The 18,872-nt window shown below is 67.4% G+C and carries 18 protein-coding genes; 12 read left to right on the plus strand and 6 right to left on the minus strand.

All coding sequences use genetic code 11. The features are described 5' to 3' along the window. Positions 1-28: 28 nt before the first annotated feature. On the minus strand, positions 29-1,180 hold the full coding sequence (locus tag U0177_RS20930) for a diaminopropionate ammonia-lyase (RefSeq protein WP_409572609.1): 1,152 nt from the start codon (positions 1,178-1,180) through the stop codon (positions 29-31). Between the two features lie 641 nt (positions 1,181-1,821). On the opposite strand from U0177_RS20930, the gene U0177_RS20935 reads away from it, so the two are divergent. The 9 genes from U0177_RS20935 to U0177_RS20975 all read left to right on the plus strand — a co-directional run bounded on the left by U0177_RS20935 (position 1,822) and on the right by U0177_RS20975 (position 10,911). Then, the gene (locus U0177_RS20935; RefSeq protein ID WP_409572610.1) at positions 1,822-3,180 is read left to right on the plus strand and encodes a TrpB-like pyridoxal phosphate-dependent enzyme; all 1,359 of its coding nucleotides are present in this window, start codon (positions 1,822-1,824) and stop codon (positions 3,178-3,180) included. Between the two features lie 157 nt (positions 3,181-3,337). Further along, a complete protein-coding gene (locus tag U0177_RS20940; RefSeq protein WP_409572611.1) occupies positions 3,338-3,727 on the plus strand; it encodes a tautomerase family protein in 390 nt (129 codons plus the stop codon). A gap of 25 nt (positions 3,728-3,752) precedes the next feature. Beyond that, a complete protein-coding gene (locus U0177_RS20945) occupies positions 3,753-4,631 on the plus strand; it encodes a nucleoside hydrolase (RefSeq protein WP_409572612.1) in 879 nt (292 codons plus the stop codon). 98 nt (positions 4,632-4,729) lie between these two features. Further along, positions 4,730-5,737: a tryptophan--tRNA ligase gene (gene trpS / locus U0177_RS20950; RefSeq protein ID WP_409572613.1), complete on the plus strand. Its 1,008-nt coding sequence runs from the start codon at positions 4,730-4,732 to the stop codon at positions 5,735-5,737. A 19-nt stretch (positions 5,738-5,756) separates the two neighbouring features. Then, positions 5,757-7,268 (plus strand): anthranilate synthase component I, encoded by a 1,512-nt coding sequence (gene trpE, locus U0177_RS20955; RefSeq protein ID WP_409572614.1) that lies wholly within the window; start codon positions 5,757-5,759, stop codon positions 7,266-7,268. Continuing rightward, the gene (gene ybaK, locus U0177_RS20960) at positions 7,265-7,735 is read left to right on the plus strand and encodes a Cys-tRNA(Pro) deacylase (RefSeq protein WP_409572615.1); all 471 of its coding nucleotides are present in this window, start codon (positions 7,265-7,267) and stop codon (positions 7,733-7,735) included. The genes trpE and ybaK overlap by 4 nt, the downstream gene beginning before the upstream one ends. A 46-nt stretch (positions 7,736-7,781) precedes the next feature. Then, entirely contained in the window at positions 7,782-8,918 is a 1,137-nt protein-coding gene (locus tag U0177_RS20965) for an endo-1,4-beta-xylanase (protein WP_409572616.1), read from the plus strand. 89 nt (positions 8,919-9,007) lie between these two features. Continuing rightward, entirely contained in the window at positions 9,008-9,571 is a 564-nt protein-coding gene (locus U0177_RS20970; RefSeq protein ID WP_409572617.1) for an anthranilate synthase component II, read from the plus strand. 380 nt (positions 9,572-9,951) lie between these two features. Next, positions 9,952-10,911: a c-type cytochrome gene (locus U0177_RS20975; RefSeq protein WP_409572618.1), complete on the plus strand. Its 960-nt coding sequence runs from the start codon at positions 9,952-9,954 to the stop codon at positions 10,909-10,911. A 141-nt stretch (positions 10,912-11,052) separates the two neighbouring features. Here the strand turns inward: U0177_RS20975 and U0177_RS20980 are convergent, their stop codons facing one another. Continuing rightward, on the minus strand, positions 11,053-13,059 hold the full coding sequence (locus U0177_RS20980; RefSeq protein ID WP_409572619.1) for a beta-galactosidase: 2,007 nt from the start codon (positions 13,057-13,059) through the stop codon (positions 11,053-11,055). A gap of 290 nt (positions 13,060-13,349) precedes the next feature. On the opposite strand from U0177_RS20980, the gene U0177_RS20985 reads away from it, so the two are divergent. Then, positions 13,350-14,753, plus strand: coding sequence for a hypothetical protein (locus U0177_RS20985; protein ID WP_409572620.1), 1,404 nt, complete (start codon positions 13,350-13,352; stop codon positions 14,751-14,753). A gap of 15 nt (positions 14,754-14,768) precedes the next feature. Here the strand turns inward: U0177_RS20985 and U0177_RS20990 are convergent, their stop codons facing one another. The 3 genes from U0177_RS20990 to U0177_RS21000 are packed head-to-tail and all read right to left on the minus strand — an operon-like array spanning position 14,769 to position 16,081. Beyond that, a complete protein-coding gene (locus U0177_RS20990; RefSeq protein ID WP_409572621.1) occupies positions 14,769-15,182 on the minus strand; it encodes a DUF5360 family protein in 414 nt (137 codons plus the stop codon). Positions 15,183-15,209: 27 nt separating this feature from the next. After that, a complete protein-coding gene (locus tag U0177_RS20995; protein ID WP_409572622.1) occupies positions 15,210-15,539 on the minus strand; it encodes a DMT family transporter in 330 nt (109 codons plus the stop codon). A gap of 5 nt (positions 15,540-15,544) precedes the next feature. Further along, a complete protein-coding gene (locus tag U0177_RS21000; RefSeq protein ID WP_409572623.1) occupies positions 15,545-16,081 on the minus strand; it encodes a TetR/AcrR family transcriptional regulator in 537 nt (178 codons plus the stop codon). 134 nt (positions 16,082-16,215) lie between these two features. Between U0177_RS21000 and U0177_RS21005 the strand changes: the two genes are divergently transcribed. Together U0177_RS21005 and U0177_RS21010 are read left to right on the plus strand one after the other, a co-directional pair. Then, a complete protein-coding gene (locus U0177_RS21005; protein WP_409572624.1) occupies positions 16,216-17,769 on the plus strand; it encodes a hydroxymethylglutaryl-CoA reductase in 1,554 nt (517 codons plus the stop codon). A 256-nt stretch (positions 17,770-18,025) separates the two neighbouring features. Next, a complete protein-coding gene (locus U0177_RS21010; RefSeq protein WP_409572625.1) occupies positions 18,026-18,514 on the plus strand; it encodes a transposase in 489 nt (162 codons plus the stop codon). Here U0177_RS21010 and U0177_RS21015 read toward each other — a convergent pair. Beyond that, entirely contained in the window at positions 18,511-18,816 is a 306-nt protein-coding gene (locus U0177_RS21015) for a fructosamine kinase family protein (protein WP_409572626.1), read from the minus strand. The genes U0177_RS21010 and U0177_RS21015 overlap by 4 nt on opposite strands. Positions 18,817-18,872: the final 56 nt, after the last annotated feature.

Below are 18,872 nucleotides of genomic sequence, written 5' to 3' on the forward strand. Positions count from 1 at the left end.
GGGCGTGGTTCCTTGAACGTCGCGTGGTTTACTCCTCGCCGGCCAACACGCTGTCGTAGGCCTCCGGGTCGGTGGCGCCCTCGGTGCAGATCAGCAGCACCCGGCTGTGTGCGCCGAGCCCCAGCCAGCCGCGCGCGGCCGCCAGATCGCGCGCGGAGCACAGGTCGATCAGCCCGCCCGCGCCGGCCGCGCCAGTCTCGCCGGCCACAATGCCGTCGCGCGCCAGGGCGCGCATGGCCTGGCGCGCCAGGTCGTCGTCGATCGCCAGCAGCATGTCGAGGCCGGCCGAGACATCGGGCCAGGCAACCAGCGAGGGCGTGCCGCAGTTCAGCCCGGCCATGATCGAGTCTTGCGGCTCGGGGATGCTGACGAGCCGCGCGGCCTGCAGCGACGCGAGCACGCAGGCCGCGCGGGTCGGCTCGACGCCGACGATCCGCGGGTGCGACGGGCGGCCGGGCTGGCGGTAGTGCCGCACCACTGCCGCCGCCAGCGCGCCGACTCCCACCTGCACGAGCACTACGTCGGGCTGTGGCGCGCCCGCGCCGGCGAGCTGCCGGTCGATCTCGCCGAAGATCGTGGCGTAGCCGGCGATCACGTCGCGCGGCGTGTCCTCGTAGCCGGGCCACGAGGTGTCCGAGATCACCAGGCAGCCAGGGCCGGCCAGTGCCGCCGAGCGCGCCACCGCGGCGTCGTAGCCGCCGTCGACCACGGTCACATCGGCGCCTTCGCCGGCGATGGCGTCGATGCGCGCCTGTGCGGTGCCGCGCGGCACGAAGATCTGCGCCCCGAGGCCAAGCAGGCGCGCCACGCGCGCGACCGCCCGGCCGTGGTTGCCGTCGGTGGCGGCGGCGAGGCTCAGCGGGCGCAGCGGCGCAGCCAGCGCCGCGAGCTCGGCCAGGCTGGCGAAGCGCGGCTCGGGCTGCCCCAGCCGCCGCGCCAGCGCGCGTGCGCTGGCCCACGCCGCGCCCAGGATCTTGAACGCGGGCAGCCCCATACGCTCGGTCTCGTCTTTCACCCACACCTGGCCGAGCCCGAGCGCCGCGGCCAGGCGCGGCGCTTCGGCCAGCGGCGTGGGCGCATAGGCGGGCAGCATCCGGTGGAACGCCAGCGGGTCGCCAGCCGGGGCCGGGGCGATGTACTCGGCAGCGGCTGGGTTGCTGAATACGCGCGGGTTGATCATTCGGGCGTCTCTTCTGTGAAGCGGTATGTAGCTGCATTGTAGCACAGCCTGCCGCTGCCCTCGGCCGTTCTCAAGGCTCGTGCAAAGTCGGCCCTCACCCCCCTTACCCCCTCTCCCGCGCGGGAGCGGGGGTAGGGGAAGAGGTCGAAAGACGTTGCACGAGCCCTCGGCCGTTCTTGAGGCGGTTGACATTCAATAGCGCTGCTGGTATACTCGGCGCAACAGAAAAGCAAACGACGACGAACAGGAAGAGTACGCGTCTGGCTGCCGCTCAGAGAGCCGGTGATCTGGTGCAAATCCGGTGCGGGTGCGGTCGCGGAATGGGCCTGCGAGTTGCGGAGCGAAATCTTTGTATATTGGGAATAGCCATTTCCAGTATACGATCGACGTAGTAGCCGCCGGCGACGCCACCGTTACCAGGGCGCGGGGTATCGGATGCCGTGCATCCCGTACCCGTTGAGTGCGCCAGGGCCGCAAGGCCGGGCGAATAGGGGTGGCACCGCGAAAGGCTTCTGGCCTCTCGTCCCTACGGGGGACGAGGGGTTTTTTGATTCTGCCGGCGGTTGGCACCAGGCGCGCGATGCCGCCAATGCCGCACTGCCGGATGCTGTCGGCATTCCGCTATTCGCTGAGGAGGCCACATGGACACCATCAAGTACGTCTTGTCGGAAGATCAGATGCCCACGCGCTGGTACAACATCGCCGCCGACCTGCCCGCGCCGCCGCCGCCGCCGCTGCACCCCGGCACCGGCCAGCCGATCGGCCCGGACGACCTGGCGCCGCTGTTCCCCATGGAGCTGATCAAGCAGGAGGTGAGCACCGAGCGCACGATCGACATCCCCGAGGAGGTGCAGTCGGTGTATCGCCAGTGGCGCCCGACGCCGCTGTACCGCGCGCGCCGGCTCGAGCAGGCGCTCGATACGCCGGCCAAGATCTACTATAAGTACGAAGGCGTCAGCCCGGCCGGCTCGCACAAGCCCAACACCGCCATCCCGCAGGCGTACTACAACAAGCAGGAGGGCGTGAAGCGCCTGGCGACCGAGACGGGCGCGGGCCAGTGGGGCTCGTCGCTGGCGCTGGCCGGCGCGCTGTTCGGGATCGAGGTGGTGGTGTATATGGTGAAGGTCAGCTATGGCCAGAAGCCGTATCGCCGCGCGCTGATGGAGACGTTCGGCGCCAAGGTGATCGCCAGCCCGAGCGACTCGACCAACGCCGGCCGGCAGATCCTGGCCGAGCACCCCAACAGCACCGGCAGCCTGGGCATCGCGATCAGCGAGGCGGTGGAGGTGGCCGCCACCGACCCGAATACGAAGTACGCGCTCGGCAGCGTGCTTAACCACGTGCTGCTGCACCAGACGGTGATCGGCCAGGAGGCGATTGCCCAGCTCGAGATGGCCGGCGACTACCCTGACATCATCGTGGGCTGTACCGGCGGCGGCTCGAACTTCAGCGGCATCGCGTTCCCGTTCATCGGCGCGAAGCTGCGCGGCGAGCGCGACGTGCGCGTGGTGGCGGTCGAGCCTGCCGCATGCCCCTCGCTCACCAAGGGCCGCTATGCCTACGACTTCGGCGATACCGGGCACCTGACGCCGCTGGTGAAGATGCACACGCTCGGCAGTACGTTCATCCCGCCGGGCATCCACGCCGGCGGCCTGCGCTACCACGGCATGGCGCCGCTGGTGAGCCACCTGCTCGACATCGGCCAGATCGAGGCCAGCGCTGTGCAGCAGCTCGACGCCTTCGCGGCCGGCGTGCAGTTCGCGCGCGCCGAGGGCATCCTGCCGGCGCCCGAGGCCAACCACGCCGTCGCCGGCGCGATCGCCGAGGCGCTGCGCTGCAAGGAGGCCGGCGAGTCGAAGACAATTCTGTTCAACCTGTGCGGCCACGGCCACTTCGATATGAGCGCGTATATGGACTACATGGCCGGCAAGCTCGAGAACTTCGAGTACCCCGAGGAAGAGATCGCTATGGCGCTGGCCGGCCTGCCGAGCGTAGGATAATCGTTTTACAACGTACGCAGTCGGCGGGCTCAGCCTTCGGCAGAGCGGTGCCTGATGCTTTATAGGTGTGCGGTTTTCCGCGCGCAGCGCGGAAAACCGCACACACAACGATGCTGCCGCAGGCAAAAGCGCCCGAGGTGGTACAAGAAGAAGTGGTATGGCACAGATCAAGATTTACGGCATGCGCGCGCACCTCGATGCGGTCAAATCGCGCATGTCCGACGCAGTGCACACCTGCGTGGTCGAGGCGCTGCGCTACCCGCCCGATAAGCGCGCGCACCGCTTTATTGGGCTCGACCCTGCCGATTTCTACTACCCGCCGGGGCGTAGCGAGCGCTATACGATCATTGAGATCAGCATGTTCGAGGGGCGCACGGTTGAGGCGAAAAAGGCGCTGATTCGCTTGATTTTTGCAAAGCTGGAGCACGAGCTGCAGATCGCGCCAAATGATGTCGAGATCACGATCTTTGAGACGCCGCGCCACAATTGGGGCATTCGCGGCCAGCTTGGCGATGAGATGGCGCTGAACTATACGGTTGACGTGTGATATTGGTTGGCGATGGGAGGCGACGATGCCGACAAAAATCTTGCTTGATACTGATATTGGATCTGATATTGACGACGCGGTATGCCTGGCCTACCTGCTCGCTCAGCCCGAGTGCGACCTGCTGGGCATCACTACCGTCACGGGCGAAGCCGAGCGGCGCGCGAGTATGGCCAGCGCGCTGTGCAAGGTCGCCGGGCGCGCGGTGCCAATCTTTCCTGGCGCCGAGCTGCCGCTGCTGGTCGAGCCGCGCCAGCCGCACGCGCCCCAGGCCGCCGCGCTGAGCCGCTGGCCGCACGAGGCGAGCTTTCCGCGCGGGCAGGCGATCGAGTTTATGCGGCAGACGATTCGCGCGAACCCAGGCGAGGTGTCGCTGCTGGCGATCGGGCCGCTGACGAACATTGCGCTTCTGTTCGCCAGCGACCCTGAGACGCCAGGCTTGCTGAAGCAGCTGGTGCTGATGTGCGGCGTGTTCGCCGAGCAGCTGCCGAACGCTAGCCCGCTGGAGTGGAATGCGCTGTGCGACCCGCACGCCGCGGCGATGGTGTATCGCGCCGCGGTAGATGGCCACCGCTCGATCGGGTTGGATGTGACCCGCCAGGTGACGTTGGACGCGAGCGAGGTCCGGGCGTCGTTCCAGCACCCGCTGCTGCTGCCGGTGCTTGATTTCGCAGAAGTGTGGTTCGAGCGCGTCAAGGTGCTCACCTTCCACGACCCGCTGGCGGCGGCGACGATCTTCGATGACCAGATCTGCACGTTCGAGCCGGGCGCGGTGGAGCTTGAGCTTGAGGATGCGCCGCAGCGCGGGCGAACGCACTGGCGCGCCGGAACTGCGCACTCGCACCAGGTTGCGCTGAGCGTCGACCGTGAGCGTTTCCTGAAGCACTTTTTTGGCGTCTTTCGGTAGCTGCCGCAAGCCAGATGTATTGGGTTTTTCCCGCGCGGAGCGCGAAAAAACCGCACACGATACGGAGCATAGTACTGCCAAGAACAAGGAGGAAACCAATGGCAACCAATAAAAAACGTATTCTGACCGGCGACCGGCCGACAGGGCGCCTGCACCTGGGCCACTACGTCGGCACGCTGGCCAACCGCGTAAAGCTGCAGGAACAGTACGACTGCTTCTTTCTCGTGGCCGACCTGCACATGCTCACCACGCGCACCGAGCTCGAGCGGCTGCGCCACACCGGCGAGAATATTCGCTCGGTCGTGCTCGACAACCTGAGCGTCGGCATCGACCCGAGCCGCAGCAGCTATATGCTGCAGTCGCTAGTGCCGCAGATCGCCGAGCTGCAGCTGATCTTCTCGATGCTGGTGACGGTGCCGCGCCTGCAGCGCGTGCCGACGCTCAAAGAGGTGATGCAGGATCTTGAGATCGAGCAGCCCTCAATGGGCCTGCTGGCCTACCCGGTGCTGCAGGCCGCCGACATCCTGTGCGTGCGCGCCAACCTCGTGCCCGTGGGCAAAGACCAGGCCTCGCACCTCGAGGTGACGCGCGAGATCGCCCGGCGCTTCAATGGCCTGTACGGCGATACGCTGCCCGAGCCCGATACGCTGATCGGCGATGTGCCGACGCTGGTGGGCACCGACGGCCAGGCCAAGATGAGCAAAAGCCTCGACAATGCGATCTACCTCAGCGACGACGCCAAAACCGTCGAGCAAAAGGTGCGCGGGATGTACACCGACCCGGCGCGCATCCGCGCCGACATCCCCGGCAAGGTCGAGGGCAACCCGGTGTTCCAGTATCACGACGCCTTCAACCCCAACGTCGACGAGGTGAACGACCTGAAGGATCGCTACCGGCTCGGCAAAGTCGGCGACGTCGAGGTTAAAAAGAAGCTCGCCGCGGCGATCAACAACTTCCTCGACCCGATCCGCCAGCGCCGCGCCGAGCTCGAGCGCAACCCGCGGATCGTCGAGGATGTGCTGGCGGCCGGCAGCGAGCGCGCCCGCGCCGAGGCCGACGAGACGCTGCGGATGATCAAAGAGGCGATGGGGCTCAAGTTCATCTAAAGTCATATGGAGTATCAAGATGCACATCCGTCCCTCGCTTGACGAGATCCGCGCGCTGCGCGACCAGGGCAACCTTTGCCCGATCTACGCCGAGATCCTGGCCGATCTCGAGACGCCGGTGTCGGCGTTTCTCAAGGTCGCGCGCGGGCCGTGGAGCTTTCTGCTCGAGTCGGTCGAGGGCGGCCAGCACCTGGCGCGCTACTCGTTCATCGGCGCCGAGCCCTACCTGACGCTGCGCTTCGCCGATGGCCTGGCCCAGGCGGTGCACGGCGGCTACAAGCAGTCGCTGCCCTATACCGACCCGCTGACCGTGCTCGATTCGTACCTGCGCGAGTATCGCCCGGTGCGCCTGCCCGACCTGCCGCGCTTTGTCGGCGGCGCGGTGGGCTACCTGGCCTACGAGACGGTGGCGCGCTTCGAGCGCCTGCCCGTGCCCGAGGAGCGCGCCTACAGCATCCCCGAGGGCATGTGGCAGTTCGTCGATACGCTGCTGGCCTTCGATCACCTCAAGCACAAGATCAAGGTGATCGCCCACGTGCACCTCGACGCCCACGACCTTGAGGCCGAGTATGCGCGGGCGTGCGCCAAGATCGAGGATCTGATCGCGAGGTTGGCGAGGCCGCTGCCGAGCAGCCAAACACCAAAAACCAAGGACGAAGTGGCCGAATCTCGTGTTGAACGAGATACTTCGTCTTTGGTGTTTCGTCCTTCGTCCAACGTTTCTCAGGCCGAGTACGAGCGCCGCGTGCTGCACGCCAAGGAGTATATTGCTGCCGGCGACATCTTTCAGGTGGTGCCGTCGCAGCGCTTCAGCCGCCGCGTGTCGGTCGACTCGTTCACGATCTACCGGGCGCTGCGCACGATCAACCCCTCGCCGTATATGTTCTTTCTCAAAACCCCCGACTGCGAGCTGGTCGGCGCGTCGCCCGAGCTGCTGGTGCGCGTCGAGGATGGCCTCGTCACGACCCACCCGATCGCCGGCACGCGCTGGCGCGGCGCCGACGAGGCCGAGGATCGCGCGCTGGCCGAGGAGCTGTTGGCCGACGAGAAGGAGCGCGCCGAGCACCTCATGCTGGTGGATCTGGGCCGCAACGACATCGGCCGCGTGTCGCAGCCCGGCAGCGTGAGCGTGCCCGACTTTATGTTCGTCGAGAAGTTCAGCCACGTCATGCACCTGGTGAGCCACGTCACCGGCCGGCTGCGCGCCGACATGAGCGCGCTCGACGCGCTGCGCGCCTGCTTTCCGGCCGGCACCGTCAGCGGCGCGCCCAAGATCCGCGCCATGCAGATCATCGCCGAGCTCGAAGGCCAGCAGCGCGGCATCTACGCCGGCGCGGTCGGCCACGTCGGCTTCAACGGCGACCTCGACACCTGCATCGCTCTGCGCACCATGATCGTCAAGGACGGCGTGGCGTATGTGCAGGCCGGCGGCGGCGTCGTGGCCGACAGCAACCCGACCGCCGAGTTCAACGAGAGCTACAACAAGGCCGCCGCGCTGCTGCGCGCGATCGAAGAGGCCGAGCAGCTGTGACCAAAACCAACGCGGTGCGCGCGCTCGACCGCGCCGGGGTGGCCTACGAGCTGCGCGCCTACGCTATCGACGAGAGCGACCTGAGCGCCGAGCGCGCGGCCGCCAAGCTCGCGATGCCGCCCGAGACGGTGTTCAAGACGCTGATCACGCGCGGCGACCGCACCGGGCCGGTGCTGGCCTGCATTCCCGCCGGCACCGAGCTCGATCTCAAGGCGCTCGGCGACGCCTCGGGCAACAAGCGCGTCGAGATGGTGCCGCTCAGAGAGGTGCTCGACCTGACCGGCTACATGCGCGGCGCAGTCACGCCGCTGGCCGTCAAGAAGCCCTACCCGCTGTTTGTGGACGAGACGGTGGTGCTGTGGCCGGTGGTTGGCATCAGCGCCGGGCAGCGCGGCCTCGAGCTGCTGCTCGCGCCGGCCGACTTGATCCGCGTCACCGGCGCTACGCTGGCCAATATCGCCCGCTAGCCTCGCCGGCACTAGCTTCGCCCGAGGCCCTATGCTGTGGAGTGAAATGAGCACGTTGCCAGCCCGTTTTCTCGGCCGCGTTGGCCTTGTGGCGCTGCCCCTGCTGGCGCTGCTGGCCGCCTGCGGCGGCGCCGCGGTTCCGCCTAGCGCCGCGCTCCCAACGCCGCCGAGCGCCACGCCGGCGCCAACCGCACCGCCAACCCCGCGCCCGACGCCGACCGAGCCGGCGGTGCCGCAGCTGCGCACCCTGGCCGCGCGCCGCGATTTCTACGTCGGCGCGGCGGTGTCCGCCGACGCACTGCGCGCCGACGCCGAGTACGCGCGCGTGCTGGCCGAGAGCTACAACCAGCTCACGCCCGAGAACGTCATGAAGTTCGGCCTGATCCACCCCGCGCGCGACCGCTACGACTGGGCGCCCGCCGACGCGCTGGTCGACTTCGCCGAAGCGCACGGCATGCGCGTGCACGGCCACACGCTGCTGTGGCACCAGGAGCTTCCCGGCTGGGTCACCGCCGGCAAGTTCACCCCCGAGGCGGCGCGCGCCGCCCTGCACGACCATATCGCCCAGGTGGTTGGCCGCTACAAAGGCCGCATCGCCGAGTGGGATGTCGTCAACGAGGCGATCGGCGATGGCGGCGCGCCGCGCGATACGCCCTGGCGCCAGCTGATCGGCCCCGAGTATATCGAGCTGGCGTTTCGCTGGGCTCACGAGGCCGACCCCGACGCCAAGCTGTTCTACAACGATTACAACGGCGAGGAGCTGAACGCCAAGTCCGACGCAATCTTCGCGCTGGTGCGCGACCTGAAGTCGCGCGGCGTGCCGATCGACGGCGTGGGCCTGCAGATGCACATCTCGCTGGCGGGCCGGCCGGACACCGACGCGCTGGCCCGCAACATGCGCCGCCTGGCCGACCTTGGCCTGCTGGTGCATGTCTCCGAGATGGACGTGCGCGTGCCCATCCCGGCCGATGCCGGCACGCTCAAGAGCCAGGGCCGCGCGTTTCGCGAGGTGCTGCAGGTGTGCCTGGCCGCGCCCAACTGCCACGAGTTCACCACGTGGGGCTTCACCGACAAGTACTCGTGGGTGCCTGGCTTTTTCCCCGGCTTTGGCGCGGCGCTGCCGTTCGACGAGCAGCTGCGGCCCAAGCCGGCCTATGCCGCCCTGATGGAGGCGCTGCGCTGATCTTTTGGCGTGTTCCACGCCGCCGCAGGCAGAACCAGCCATGCGGCGCAAGAGCGAATGTGCGCTGTTGAAAAGGAAAGAGGAAACACATGCTGCTGCTGCTCGATAACTACGACTCGTTCACCTACAACCTATACCAGTACCTGAGCGAGCTGGGCGCCGAGGTGCTGGTGAAGCGCAACGACGAGCTGGGCGTAGGCGACGTGGCCGCGCTTGCGCCCGAGAAGATCGTGATCTCGCCGGGGCCGTGTACCCCCAGCGAGGCCGGCATCAGCGTGCCGCTGATCCGCGAGCTGGGCGATCGCTTCCCCATCCTGGGCGTGTGCCTGGGCCACCAGTCGATCGGCGCAGCCTACGGCGGCGCGGTGGTGCGCGCACCCCAGGTGATGCACGGCAAGCTCTCGCAGATCTACCACGAGGGCGCGGGCGTGTTCGCCGGCCTGCCGGCACCGTTCCAGGCCACGCGCTACCACTCGCTGATCGTGCGGCGCGACGACCTGCCCGGCTGCCTGGAGGTGACGGCCTGGACGAGCGACGGGCTGATCATGGGGCTGCGCCACCGCGACCTGCCGGTGCAGGGCGTGCAGTTCCACCCCGAGTCGATCATGACCGAGGCCGGCAAGCAGCTGCTGCGCAATTTCCTCGCGGCGTAGCGCCGCGCTGCCATAGCTCGATCGCTTTCTTTTGATACCAATTTCGCTTGATTACCTACACTGGTGGGGTTCGGGGGCGGCTTCGCCGCCCGGACTCTTTTGTGTTGCACTACTGATTACTGACGCTTTGGTGGGGGTTTGGGGGCGGCGAAGCCGCACCCAAATTTCTTTTGTGTTGCACTACGTGGCGAAGCCACGTAGTGCAACACAATCTACACGTGATCAAGCGAACAGTATTAAATCGTTGGTTGGGCGTAACCTCGAAAATAGTTTATTCGTCTTATAGTGTGCCACCCTCAGGTATTGCTTTCCTGAATCGGCGCTGTGATTATTTGGATCGCTTCCTCTCGTACAAGCTGGGAGGGGGAAAGGAGAACAGCGTGTTCGATTTCGTTGGCGTTGGAATATTGCTAGCTCTGCTATTCGTATTCGGCTTCCTGACGCGGCGCGCCTGGCGCGCTCGCAACGGCGTTGTCAAATGGGTGGGGACGATTGTCGCAGGGCTGCTGACGCTCGCGGTGGCGGTGGTAACGGGCGCAGGATTGTACGGCTTTTCGATGCTGAATCGCAGCTACTCGAACCCGGTGCAGAATGTGAAGGTCGCCGGTTCGCCCGAGCAGATCGCGCGTGGTGAGAAGCTTGCGCACATCTGTGTAGGATGCCATGCCACAGGCGGCCAGCTGCCTCTCACCGGCCAAGATTTCGGCACCGACGGCCCGCCGGTGGGCACGCTCTACGCAGCCAACCTCACGCCAGGCGGTGAGCTGAAAGATTGGAGCGACGGCGAGATTATTCGTGCGATCCGCGAGGGCATTCACAAAGACGGCCGCTCGCTGCTGATTATGCCGTCGATGACGTTTCGCGGCCTGAGCGACGACGATGTGCAGGCGCTGGTAGCCTATCTGCGCTCGCAGCCGGCCACGCCAGCCACCCCGCCAACGAAAATCAACCTGATGGGCGCGCTGCTGGTTGCAATCAGCAACGGCGCATTTCTGAGCGCGCAAGCGCCAGTGAGCGGGCCGGTCGTCGCTCCGCCGGTAGGCACAACCGCCGAGTATGGGAAATACCTGGTGTACACCATTGGTGGCTGCCGCGACTGCCACGGCCCGAGCCTGGCCGGCGGTACGCCCGACCCGAACGGCCCGCCGGCTGGACCGGATATTACCGGTGTGGCCCAGCACTGGAGTGAGGCCGACTTCATGAAAATGATCCGCACCGGCATCCGGCCCGACAATACCCCACTCAGCGAGAGCATGCCCTGGAAGGATATCAGCGCCTTCGCCAGCGACGACGATCTGCGCGCGATCTTCGCCTTCTTGAAGACGCTGCCAGCCAAATAATACGCTGCTCGCTTGATCATGTATAGATTGTGTTGCACGACGTGGCTTCGCCACGTCGTGCAACACAAGAGCAAGGCGGCGAAGCCGCCCCAAACCCCACCAAAGTGTACGTAATCAAGCGTTTGGTATAACCTCCTGGGCTCAGCGCGCCAGGATGCGCACGCCGTAGCCTTCCACATCGATCGTGCCGCTGGCGGCTGTGTCGCTCAGCAGATCGTGAAATGTGCCGGGCAGCGCGAGCGTAGCCGGCGCGGCATTGTGGTTCAGGATGAACAGCAGCTGCCGATCGCCTTTCTGCCGCAGCGCCACCTCCACGCCGGCCGGCGCGTCGAGCGCTGGCGCGATGCCGTGCTGGGCCAGCAGCCGCGCGTACAGGTCGTCGAGCAGGCGCGGCTCGGGGTCGCTGGCGATGTAGATCGCCTGCCCCTGGCCGAAGCGGTTGGCGGTGAGGGCCGGCGCGCCGGCGTAGAAGTCGCGGCCGTAGGTCGCCAGCACCGCCGCGCCCTCGCTGTGCAGCAGGTCGAACAAGCTGGCGCAGCTGTAGCTGCCGCTGCCGTCGGCCATCACGATCTGGTTCTCCTCGCCAGGCGGCAGCGCGTCGATCTCCTCGACGCGGATGCCCAGCACGCGCGCCAGCGGGCCGGGGTAGCCCTCGAACGCCAGGTCGTTCTCGTTCACCACGCCACTGAAGTAGGTGGTGACAAACGTGCCGCCGCGCGCCACCTGCGCCTCGACGCGCTCGGCCAGGCCCGGCTTGACCATGTGCAGCATTGGGGCCACCACCAAATCGTAGCCGGCCAGCTCGGAGTCGCTCCACACGATGTCGACCGGCACGCGCTGGCGCCACAGCGCGGCGTAGTGCTTGCGCACCACCGCCACGTAGTCCTTCGAGCGGATCGGCCCGATCGCGCCTTCGACCGCCCACCAGTTGTTCCAGTCGAACAGCAGCCCGACGCGCGCCGGCGTTGCCGCGCCCAGCGTGGCGTCGGCCAGGCGCGCCAGCTCGGCGCCGAGCGCGGCCACCTCGCCGAACACGCGCGTATCGGCGCGCCCGCCGTGGTCGACAACCGCGCCGTGAAATTTCTCGCCGCCGCCGCGGCTGCGCCGCCACTGGAAATACATCACCGTGTCGGCGCCGTGCGCTACCGCCAGGTAGCTCCACAGCCGCAGCACACCCGGCCGCTTCAGCGCGTTCACCGGCTGCCAGTTCTGCGTGCTCGGCGTCTGCTCCATCAGCATGAATGGCAGCCCGTCCTTCAGGCCGCGATGCAGATCGTGCAGAAACGCGATGTCGGAGGGCGTGGCATTGTGCGCGGGGTAGCAGTCCCAGCTCACTACGTCCAGCTCCTTGGCCCACGCGCGGTAGTCGAGGTGCGGGAAGGTGCCCATCATGTTGGTGGTGATCGGCACGCCTGGCGCGACGGCGCGGATGGCGTCGCGCTCAATTGTGAAGCACTCGAGCATGGCGTCGCTCTGGAACCGGCGGTAGTCGATCGTCAGTCCATGCGTCACGCTTTCGCCGTCGGCGTAGGGCGGCTCGATCTGCGACCAGTCGGTGTAGGTGTGGCTCCAGAAGGGCGTCCACCAGCGCGCGTTCAGCTCGGCGAGGCTGGGGTAGCGCCGCTGCAGCCACTCGCGAAACGCGGCAGCGCAGTTTTCGCAGTAGCACAGCCCGCTGCCGCCGTACTCGTTCGAGATATGCCAGATCACCAGCGCGGGGTGGCGGCCGTAGCGCTCGGCAAGCCTGGTGGCGATCTGTGCGGCGAAGCGCCGGTAGCTGGGCGAGCTTGGGCAGAAGTTGGTGCGCCCGCCGTGGTGCACCCGCCGGCCGTATGCGTCGGCGCGCAGCACGTCGGGGTAGGCGAGCGACATCCAGGCCGGCTGCGCGGCGGTGGGCGTGGCCAGGCACACCACCCGGCCGGCGGCGTGCAGCTTCTCGATCACGCTGTCGAGCCACTCGAAGGTGAAGCGATCCTCGGCCGGCTGCAGCGATACCCAGCTGAATACGCCAACGGTGGCGATCGTGCAGCCGGCCTGGCGCATCAGCGCCACGTCGTCGTCCCAGGTGGCTGGCGGCCACTGCTCGGGGTTGTAGTCGGCGCCGTGCCAGATGTATGGCGCGCGCGGGTTGATCGGTGGGTAGGCCATGGCGGTTGCTTTCTGCTGATTGCCGGCGCGGCGTGCGGTCGTGTCGCCGCTATTAGACTTTATCGGAAATAAGAGAGCCGGACGGGCTTTGCCCCTCCGAATCTCCCCGCCAAGAGGAGATGTTGGGGGCCTGCGGCCCCAAACCCCCACGATCGGTATTTCCTATAAAGTCTATTATAAATCCCAGGCGCGAGAGGATTGCTGGAGGCCTGCGGCGGCTTTGAGCGCAATGGCGGCCAGGCGCACGTTTTCTGGTATACTCTGCGCCTAACACAGCGAAACGGAGCACTATGCAACTCGACGACGCGATCAACCACTACCACAGCCTGCTCGACGAAGACGGCGCGCGCGAGACGTTTGCGCGGCTCGACGCGCTGATCCGCGAGCGCGATCTGCTGGTCGGCAAGCCGCGCGAGCGGCTGATCTGCTCGGTGCTGCGGCCGCGCCTGATCACGCCGGCGCAGCTCGCGCTGCTCGAGCAGTCGGCCGCTGCGGTGGGCCGCGCCATCCGCAAAGTCGCCGCCGCCGCGCTCGGCGAGCCAAAGCTGCTGGAACCCTACGCGCTAAGCGAGGCCGAGCGCGCGCTGCTAGCGATCGACCCCGGCTACCCCGGCGCGTCGGCGTTTGGCCGGCTCGACGGCTTTCTCGCGGCGGATGCCAGCGCGTGCTGGTATGTCGAGTCGAACCTCGAGTCGCCCGCAGGCATCGGCTACGACGAGGCGATGGTCGAGGTGTTCGACCAGCTGCCAATCATGGCCGAGTTTCGCAACACCTACCGCGCCGCGCCGCTGCCGCACCGCCAGGGGCTCCAGCGCATGCTGCTGAGCACCTACCAGGCCTGGGGCGGCGCCGGCACCCCCGCCGTCGCGATTGTCGACTACGCCGAAGCGGTGACCTGGCCCGAGTTCGAGCATATCGCCGCGCGCTTTCGCGCCGATGGCATCGCCACCGTCGTGGCCGACCCCGGCTGGCTCTCGTACGACGGCAAGCGGCTGTATGCCACTCCGCCGGGCGGCGCGCCTACGCCGATCGACCTGGTGTACCGGCGCGTGCTGCAGCACGAGTTTCTGGCGCGCTACGACCTGAGCCACCCGCTGGTGCGCGCCTACGCCGATCGCGCGGTATGCGTGGTGAACCCATTTCGCACCAAGCCGGCGCATACCAAAATGATCATGGCGCTGCTGTCGGATGAGGATGGCCCGGCGGCCGGGCTGCTCGACGCCGACGAGCGCGCCGCGGTGGCGCGGCACGTGCCCTGGACGCGCCAGGTGCGTGGCGGCGTGACGCGCTACGATGGGCAGCAGGTGCCGCTGCTGACGTTCGCGCAGCGCAACCGCGAGCGGCTGGTGCTGAAGCCCAACGACGACTACGGCGGCCAGGGTGTGCTGCTGGGCTGGGAGACCGACCAGGCCAGCTGGGATCGCGCGCTGGCGGCGGCCCAGGCCGCGCCGTTCGTGATCCAGGAGCGCGTGCCGGTGCCGGCTGAGCTGTACCCCACCTGGGCGCCCGACGAGGGCCTGCGCGTCACGCAGCGCTATGTCGACAGCGACCCGTGTGTGTATGGGCTGCCGCACAGCCCCGACGTGCATGCCGTCGGCTGCCTGACGCGCATCGCCGCCACCGCGCTGCTGAATGTGTCGGCCGGCGGCGGCGCGGCCCCGCCGACCTACGTGGTCGAGCCGATCGCGGGCTGACCGCGCCCAACGCGGCTAGCGCGCAGTCAGGGCCGCGCCGCCGGCCTCCCTGCCGGCGATCAGGCCGGGCAGAAAGAACAGCGGGTACACCAGCAGGTAGCCATTCGCCAGCCACCACGCCAGGTCGAAATCGGCGCGCAGCCCCCAGAAGGCCAGCGCCTGCAGCCCCGAGCAGAGCGTCAGCGCCAGCGAGGTGATCGCCAGGCCGCGCCAGCGCGCGTCGCCGCGCCGGTGCAGCAGCAGGCTCGCCAGGCCCGTGGCCGAGATCAGCAGGTCGAGCGGCAGAAACGACCAGTTCCAGGCCACCAGCAGCGGCTCGTGGTAGTCCTTGAACAGGTAGGCCTCGGGGATCAGCGCCAGCAGCGTGATCAGCCAGTAGGCGATAAAGCCGATGTCGGTGACCAGAAAGAATGGCTTGAGTCGTCGCATTGTTTGCTTTTCCCCACTGGGCCAGCGCTAGTGCGCCGCGCCGCCGAACACATTCAGCACCGTCACGCCCGCGACTATCAGGCCAATGCCGAGCATGGCTGCGGGCGACACCGACTCGCGCAGCAGCAGCGCGCCGACCAGCACGATGCCGACGGTGCCGAGGCCCGACCAGATCGCGTAGGTGACGCCGATCGGGATCTGCTTGAGCGTGAGCGAAAGCAGGTAGAACGACGTGGCGTAGCCGGCGACCACCAGCAGGCTTGGCCATAGCCGGGTAAAGCCGGCCGATTGTTTCAGGGCGGTGGTGCCGACCACCTCGCTGGCGATCGCGAGCACCAGCAAAATAAATGGGTTCATCAGAGCTACTCCTGGGTGAGTGCGATCAGCGCCTCGAGCACCTGTGCGCGCAGCGGCCCGCTCGGCGGCGCCAGCCCAAACATATCGGCGAACCATAGGCCGTCGGCGGCCAGCCGCACCAGCGTGGCAATCGCCGGGTCGATGCCGTCGTACTCGAGCAGGCGCTGCCACTCGGCATAGCGCGCGCGCACTGGCTCGAGCAGGTCGGCGTTCGTCGACACTGCCGCCAGCAGATCGGCGCTGAGATCGTGCGACTGCCACTCGGGCGCGCAGGTGATGCTGGCGTAGGCGCGCGCCCAGGCGCCAGGCGGCTGCCCCGGTGCCTCGGCGGCAGCGCGCACGTCGTCGTCGAAGCTCGCCAGCATCTGCTCGAGCATGCCGGCGATCAGCTTGTCTTTGCTCGGGAAGTGGTACAGCAGGCCACCCTTGCTCACGCCGGCCTCGTGCGCCACCGCGTCGAGCGTCAGCGTTGCCGCCCCGCCCGCTCGGACGACTCGCCGCGCCGCCTGGAGGATCGCATGTCGTGTCGATGTATGTTTCATACCAGAGAGTATACCGTCTGGACGGTACAGTTGTCAAGTGCGACGCAGCCCGGTTGACAGAAGCACGGCATCCGCGATAATAGAGCATCCTCGCATCAATGTGGAGCCGCAAAGCGTATCGTGGAGGATCGCGTATGTCGTTCATACCCAGTATGCTGCTCAAGCAGCTGTATACCTTCGGCAGCCTGCAGAACGTCGACCAGGGGGTGCAGTTCGCGATCAAGAACCGCCTGAGCGACGCCGAGGTCACCGAGCTGCAGGCGATCAGTATCGACGGCAAGGTGGTGCCGCGCGACAGCATCCGGATCGACCTGGGGGATGGCACGGTGCTGACGCCGGCGCAGGTTGCGGCGGGCGGCCCGGTGCAGTTCCCGCTGCGCAAGACGCTGATGGTGCGCGTGGGCATCCCGGCGCTCGAGCTGGGCAAGCACAAGATCGGCATCGCCTTCAAGAGCAAGCCGTTCGGCGCGCTGAAGTTCGAGGTCGAAGACGCGATCTCCGAGAGCACCGAGCACCTGGTGCGCATCCCGCGCGACGGCGCCGACGACTACACCGACGCGATCATCAAGCAGCGCCAGCACTTTGTCGAAGAGTTCACCGGCGCCAAGCTCGACCACCTGACCAAATACTCGTTCGACCCGCACGTCACCAAGGGCAACATCGAGCACTTCACCGGAGTGGCGCAGGTGCCGCTGGGCTTCGCCGGGCCGATCACCATCAATGGCGAGCACGCGCAGGGCGATTTCCTCATCCCGCTGGCCACCACCGAGGGCACGCTGGTGGCGTCGTACAACCGCGGCATCAAGGTGGTGAACCTGTCGGGCGGCGTGAAGGTGACCGTGGTGGCCGACGCGATGCAGCGCGCGCCGGTGTTCGTATTCGAAGACGCGCGCGCCGGACGCGATTTCTTGAGCTGGGTCAACGAGCATATCGACAAGATCCGCGAGGAGGCCGAGGCGACCTCGAGCGTGGCGAAGCTGCAGCACATCGACCCGTACCTGGCGAATAAGTTTGTGTTTCTGCGCTTCAACTACAGCACCGGCGACGCCGCAGGCCAGAACATGGTCGGCCGCGCCACGTTCGCCGCGTGCAGCTGGGTGCTCGACCACTACGAGGGCCCGGTGAAGCACTTCTACCTCGAGTCGAACTTCGCCACCGACAAGAAAGCCTCGCAGGTGAACATCATGCGCACGCGCGGCAAGCGCGTGACGGCCGAGGCGGTGCTGAAGCGCAATGTGCTGGTGGAAAATATGCGCGTCGAGCCCGAGAACCTGGCGTACCACTGGGGCGTGGCGAACGTGGGCGCGTTTCTCTCGGGGGCGAACAACAACGGCCTGCACTCGGCCAACGCGATCACCGCGATGTTCATTGCCACCGGCCAGGACGTGGCGAATGTGTCCGAGTCGTCGGCGGGCGTGCTGTACACCGAGCTGACACCCGAGAAGGACCTGTACCTCTCGCTGACGATCCCCTCGCTGATCGTCGCGACGTTTGGCGGCGGCACGGCCCTGCCGACCCAGCGCGAGTGCCTTGAGCTGCTCGGCTGCGTCGGGCGCGGCAAGGTGCACAAGTTCGCCGAGATCGTCGCCGCCGTGGCGCTGGCCGGCGAGATCTCGCTGGCCTCGGCGATCTCGTCGTCGGACTGGGTATCGAGCCACGAGCAGTACGGCCGCAACCGCGAGAAGTAGGGCGCGCTTTCGGGCACCCGGCAAGGGGCTGGGCATCCCCTGTGGGCGCCCACAAGAGGCGGGGCACCCACAAGGGGTGCCCCGACGGCCCGTAGCGCATCCCCCGTGGGCACCCACAAGGGGCGGCACCCACAAGGGGTGCCCCTGACGGCCCGTAGCGCACTTCGCGGGCGCCCACAAGGCGCCCCGACGGTCCGTATCCGCACGCATGTGCCTGCGGTTCAGCGGGTGAACCACCGCAACGGAGGATGTTGCATTGCCCTACGACCCTCGCCGCCATCACCGGCGCTCGATCCGCCTGAAAGGGTACGACTACACCGCCCCAGGCGCCTACTTCGTCACAATCTGTGTCCAGGGGCGGGCCTGCCTGTTCGGCGCAGCCGATCGCGGCGGCATCGCGCTGAACGACGCGGGCGTCATGGTTCAAGCCGAGTGGCTGGCGCTGCCAGCGCGCTTTCCCACCCTCCGCCTCGACGCGTTTGTCGTGATGCCCGACCACATGCACGGCATTGTCGTGATCCTGGAACCGCGCGCAGGGGATGTGCACCTTGGCGATGCTGTCGGCGCGTTCAAGTCGCTGTCGACAAATGCCTATATCTGCGGTGTTCGGCAGCACAGCTGGCCACCTTTCGGCCGGCGCCTGTGGCAGCGAAACTATTACGAGCATGTTGTGCGCGATGAAGCCGCTCTGAACCGTATCCGCAGCTATATCGTGGCCAACCCCGCGCGCTGGGCCGGCGCCTAGCCCGCGTAGCGCGCCAGCGTCGCGTCGACCTCGGCGCCGTAGCTCGCGCCGAACAGGTTCAGGTGGTTGAGCAGGTGGTAGAGGTTGTAGAGGTCGGCGCGCTCCTGCCAGCCGGGGGGCAGCGGCCAGGCGGCGCCGTAGGCGGCGTAGAATGCGGGCGGGAACCCGCCGAACAGCCGCGTCATCGCCAGGTCGGCCTCGCGGTCGCCGTAGGCCGCCGGGTCGATCAGCGCAGGCGCGCCGCCCGGCCCGACGATGAAATTGCCGCCCCACAGGTCGCCGTGCAGCAGCGCCGGCCGCACCACGGCATCGTCGATCCACTCGCCGAGCCGGCCCAGCAGCCGCTCGACCCGGCGCG

It is taken from the genome of Kouleothrix sp., from assembly GCF_046328425.1.
GTDB lineage: Bacteria > Chloroflexota > Chloroflexia > Chloroflexales > Roseiflexaceae > Kouleothrix.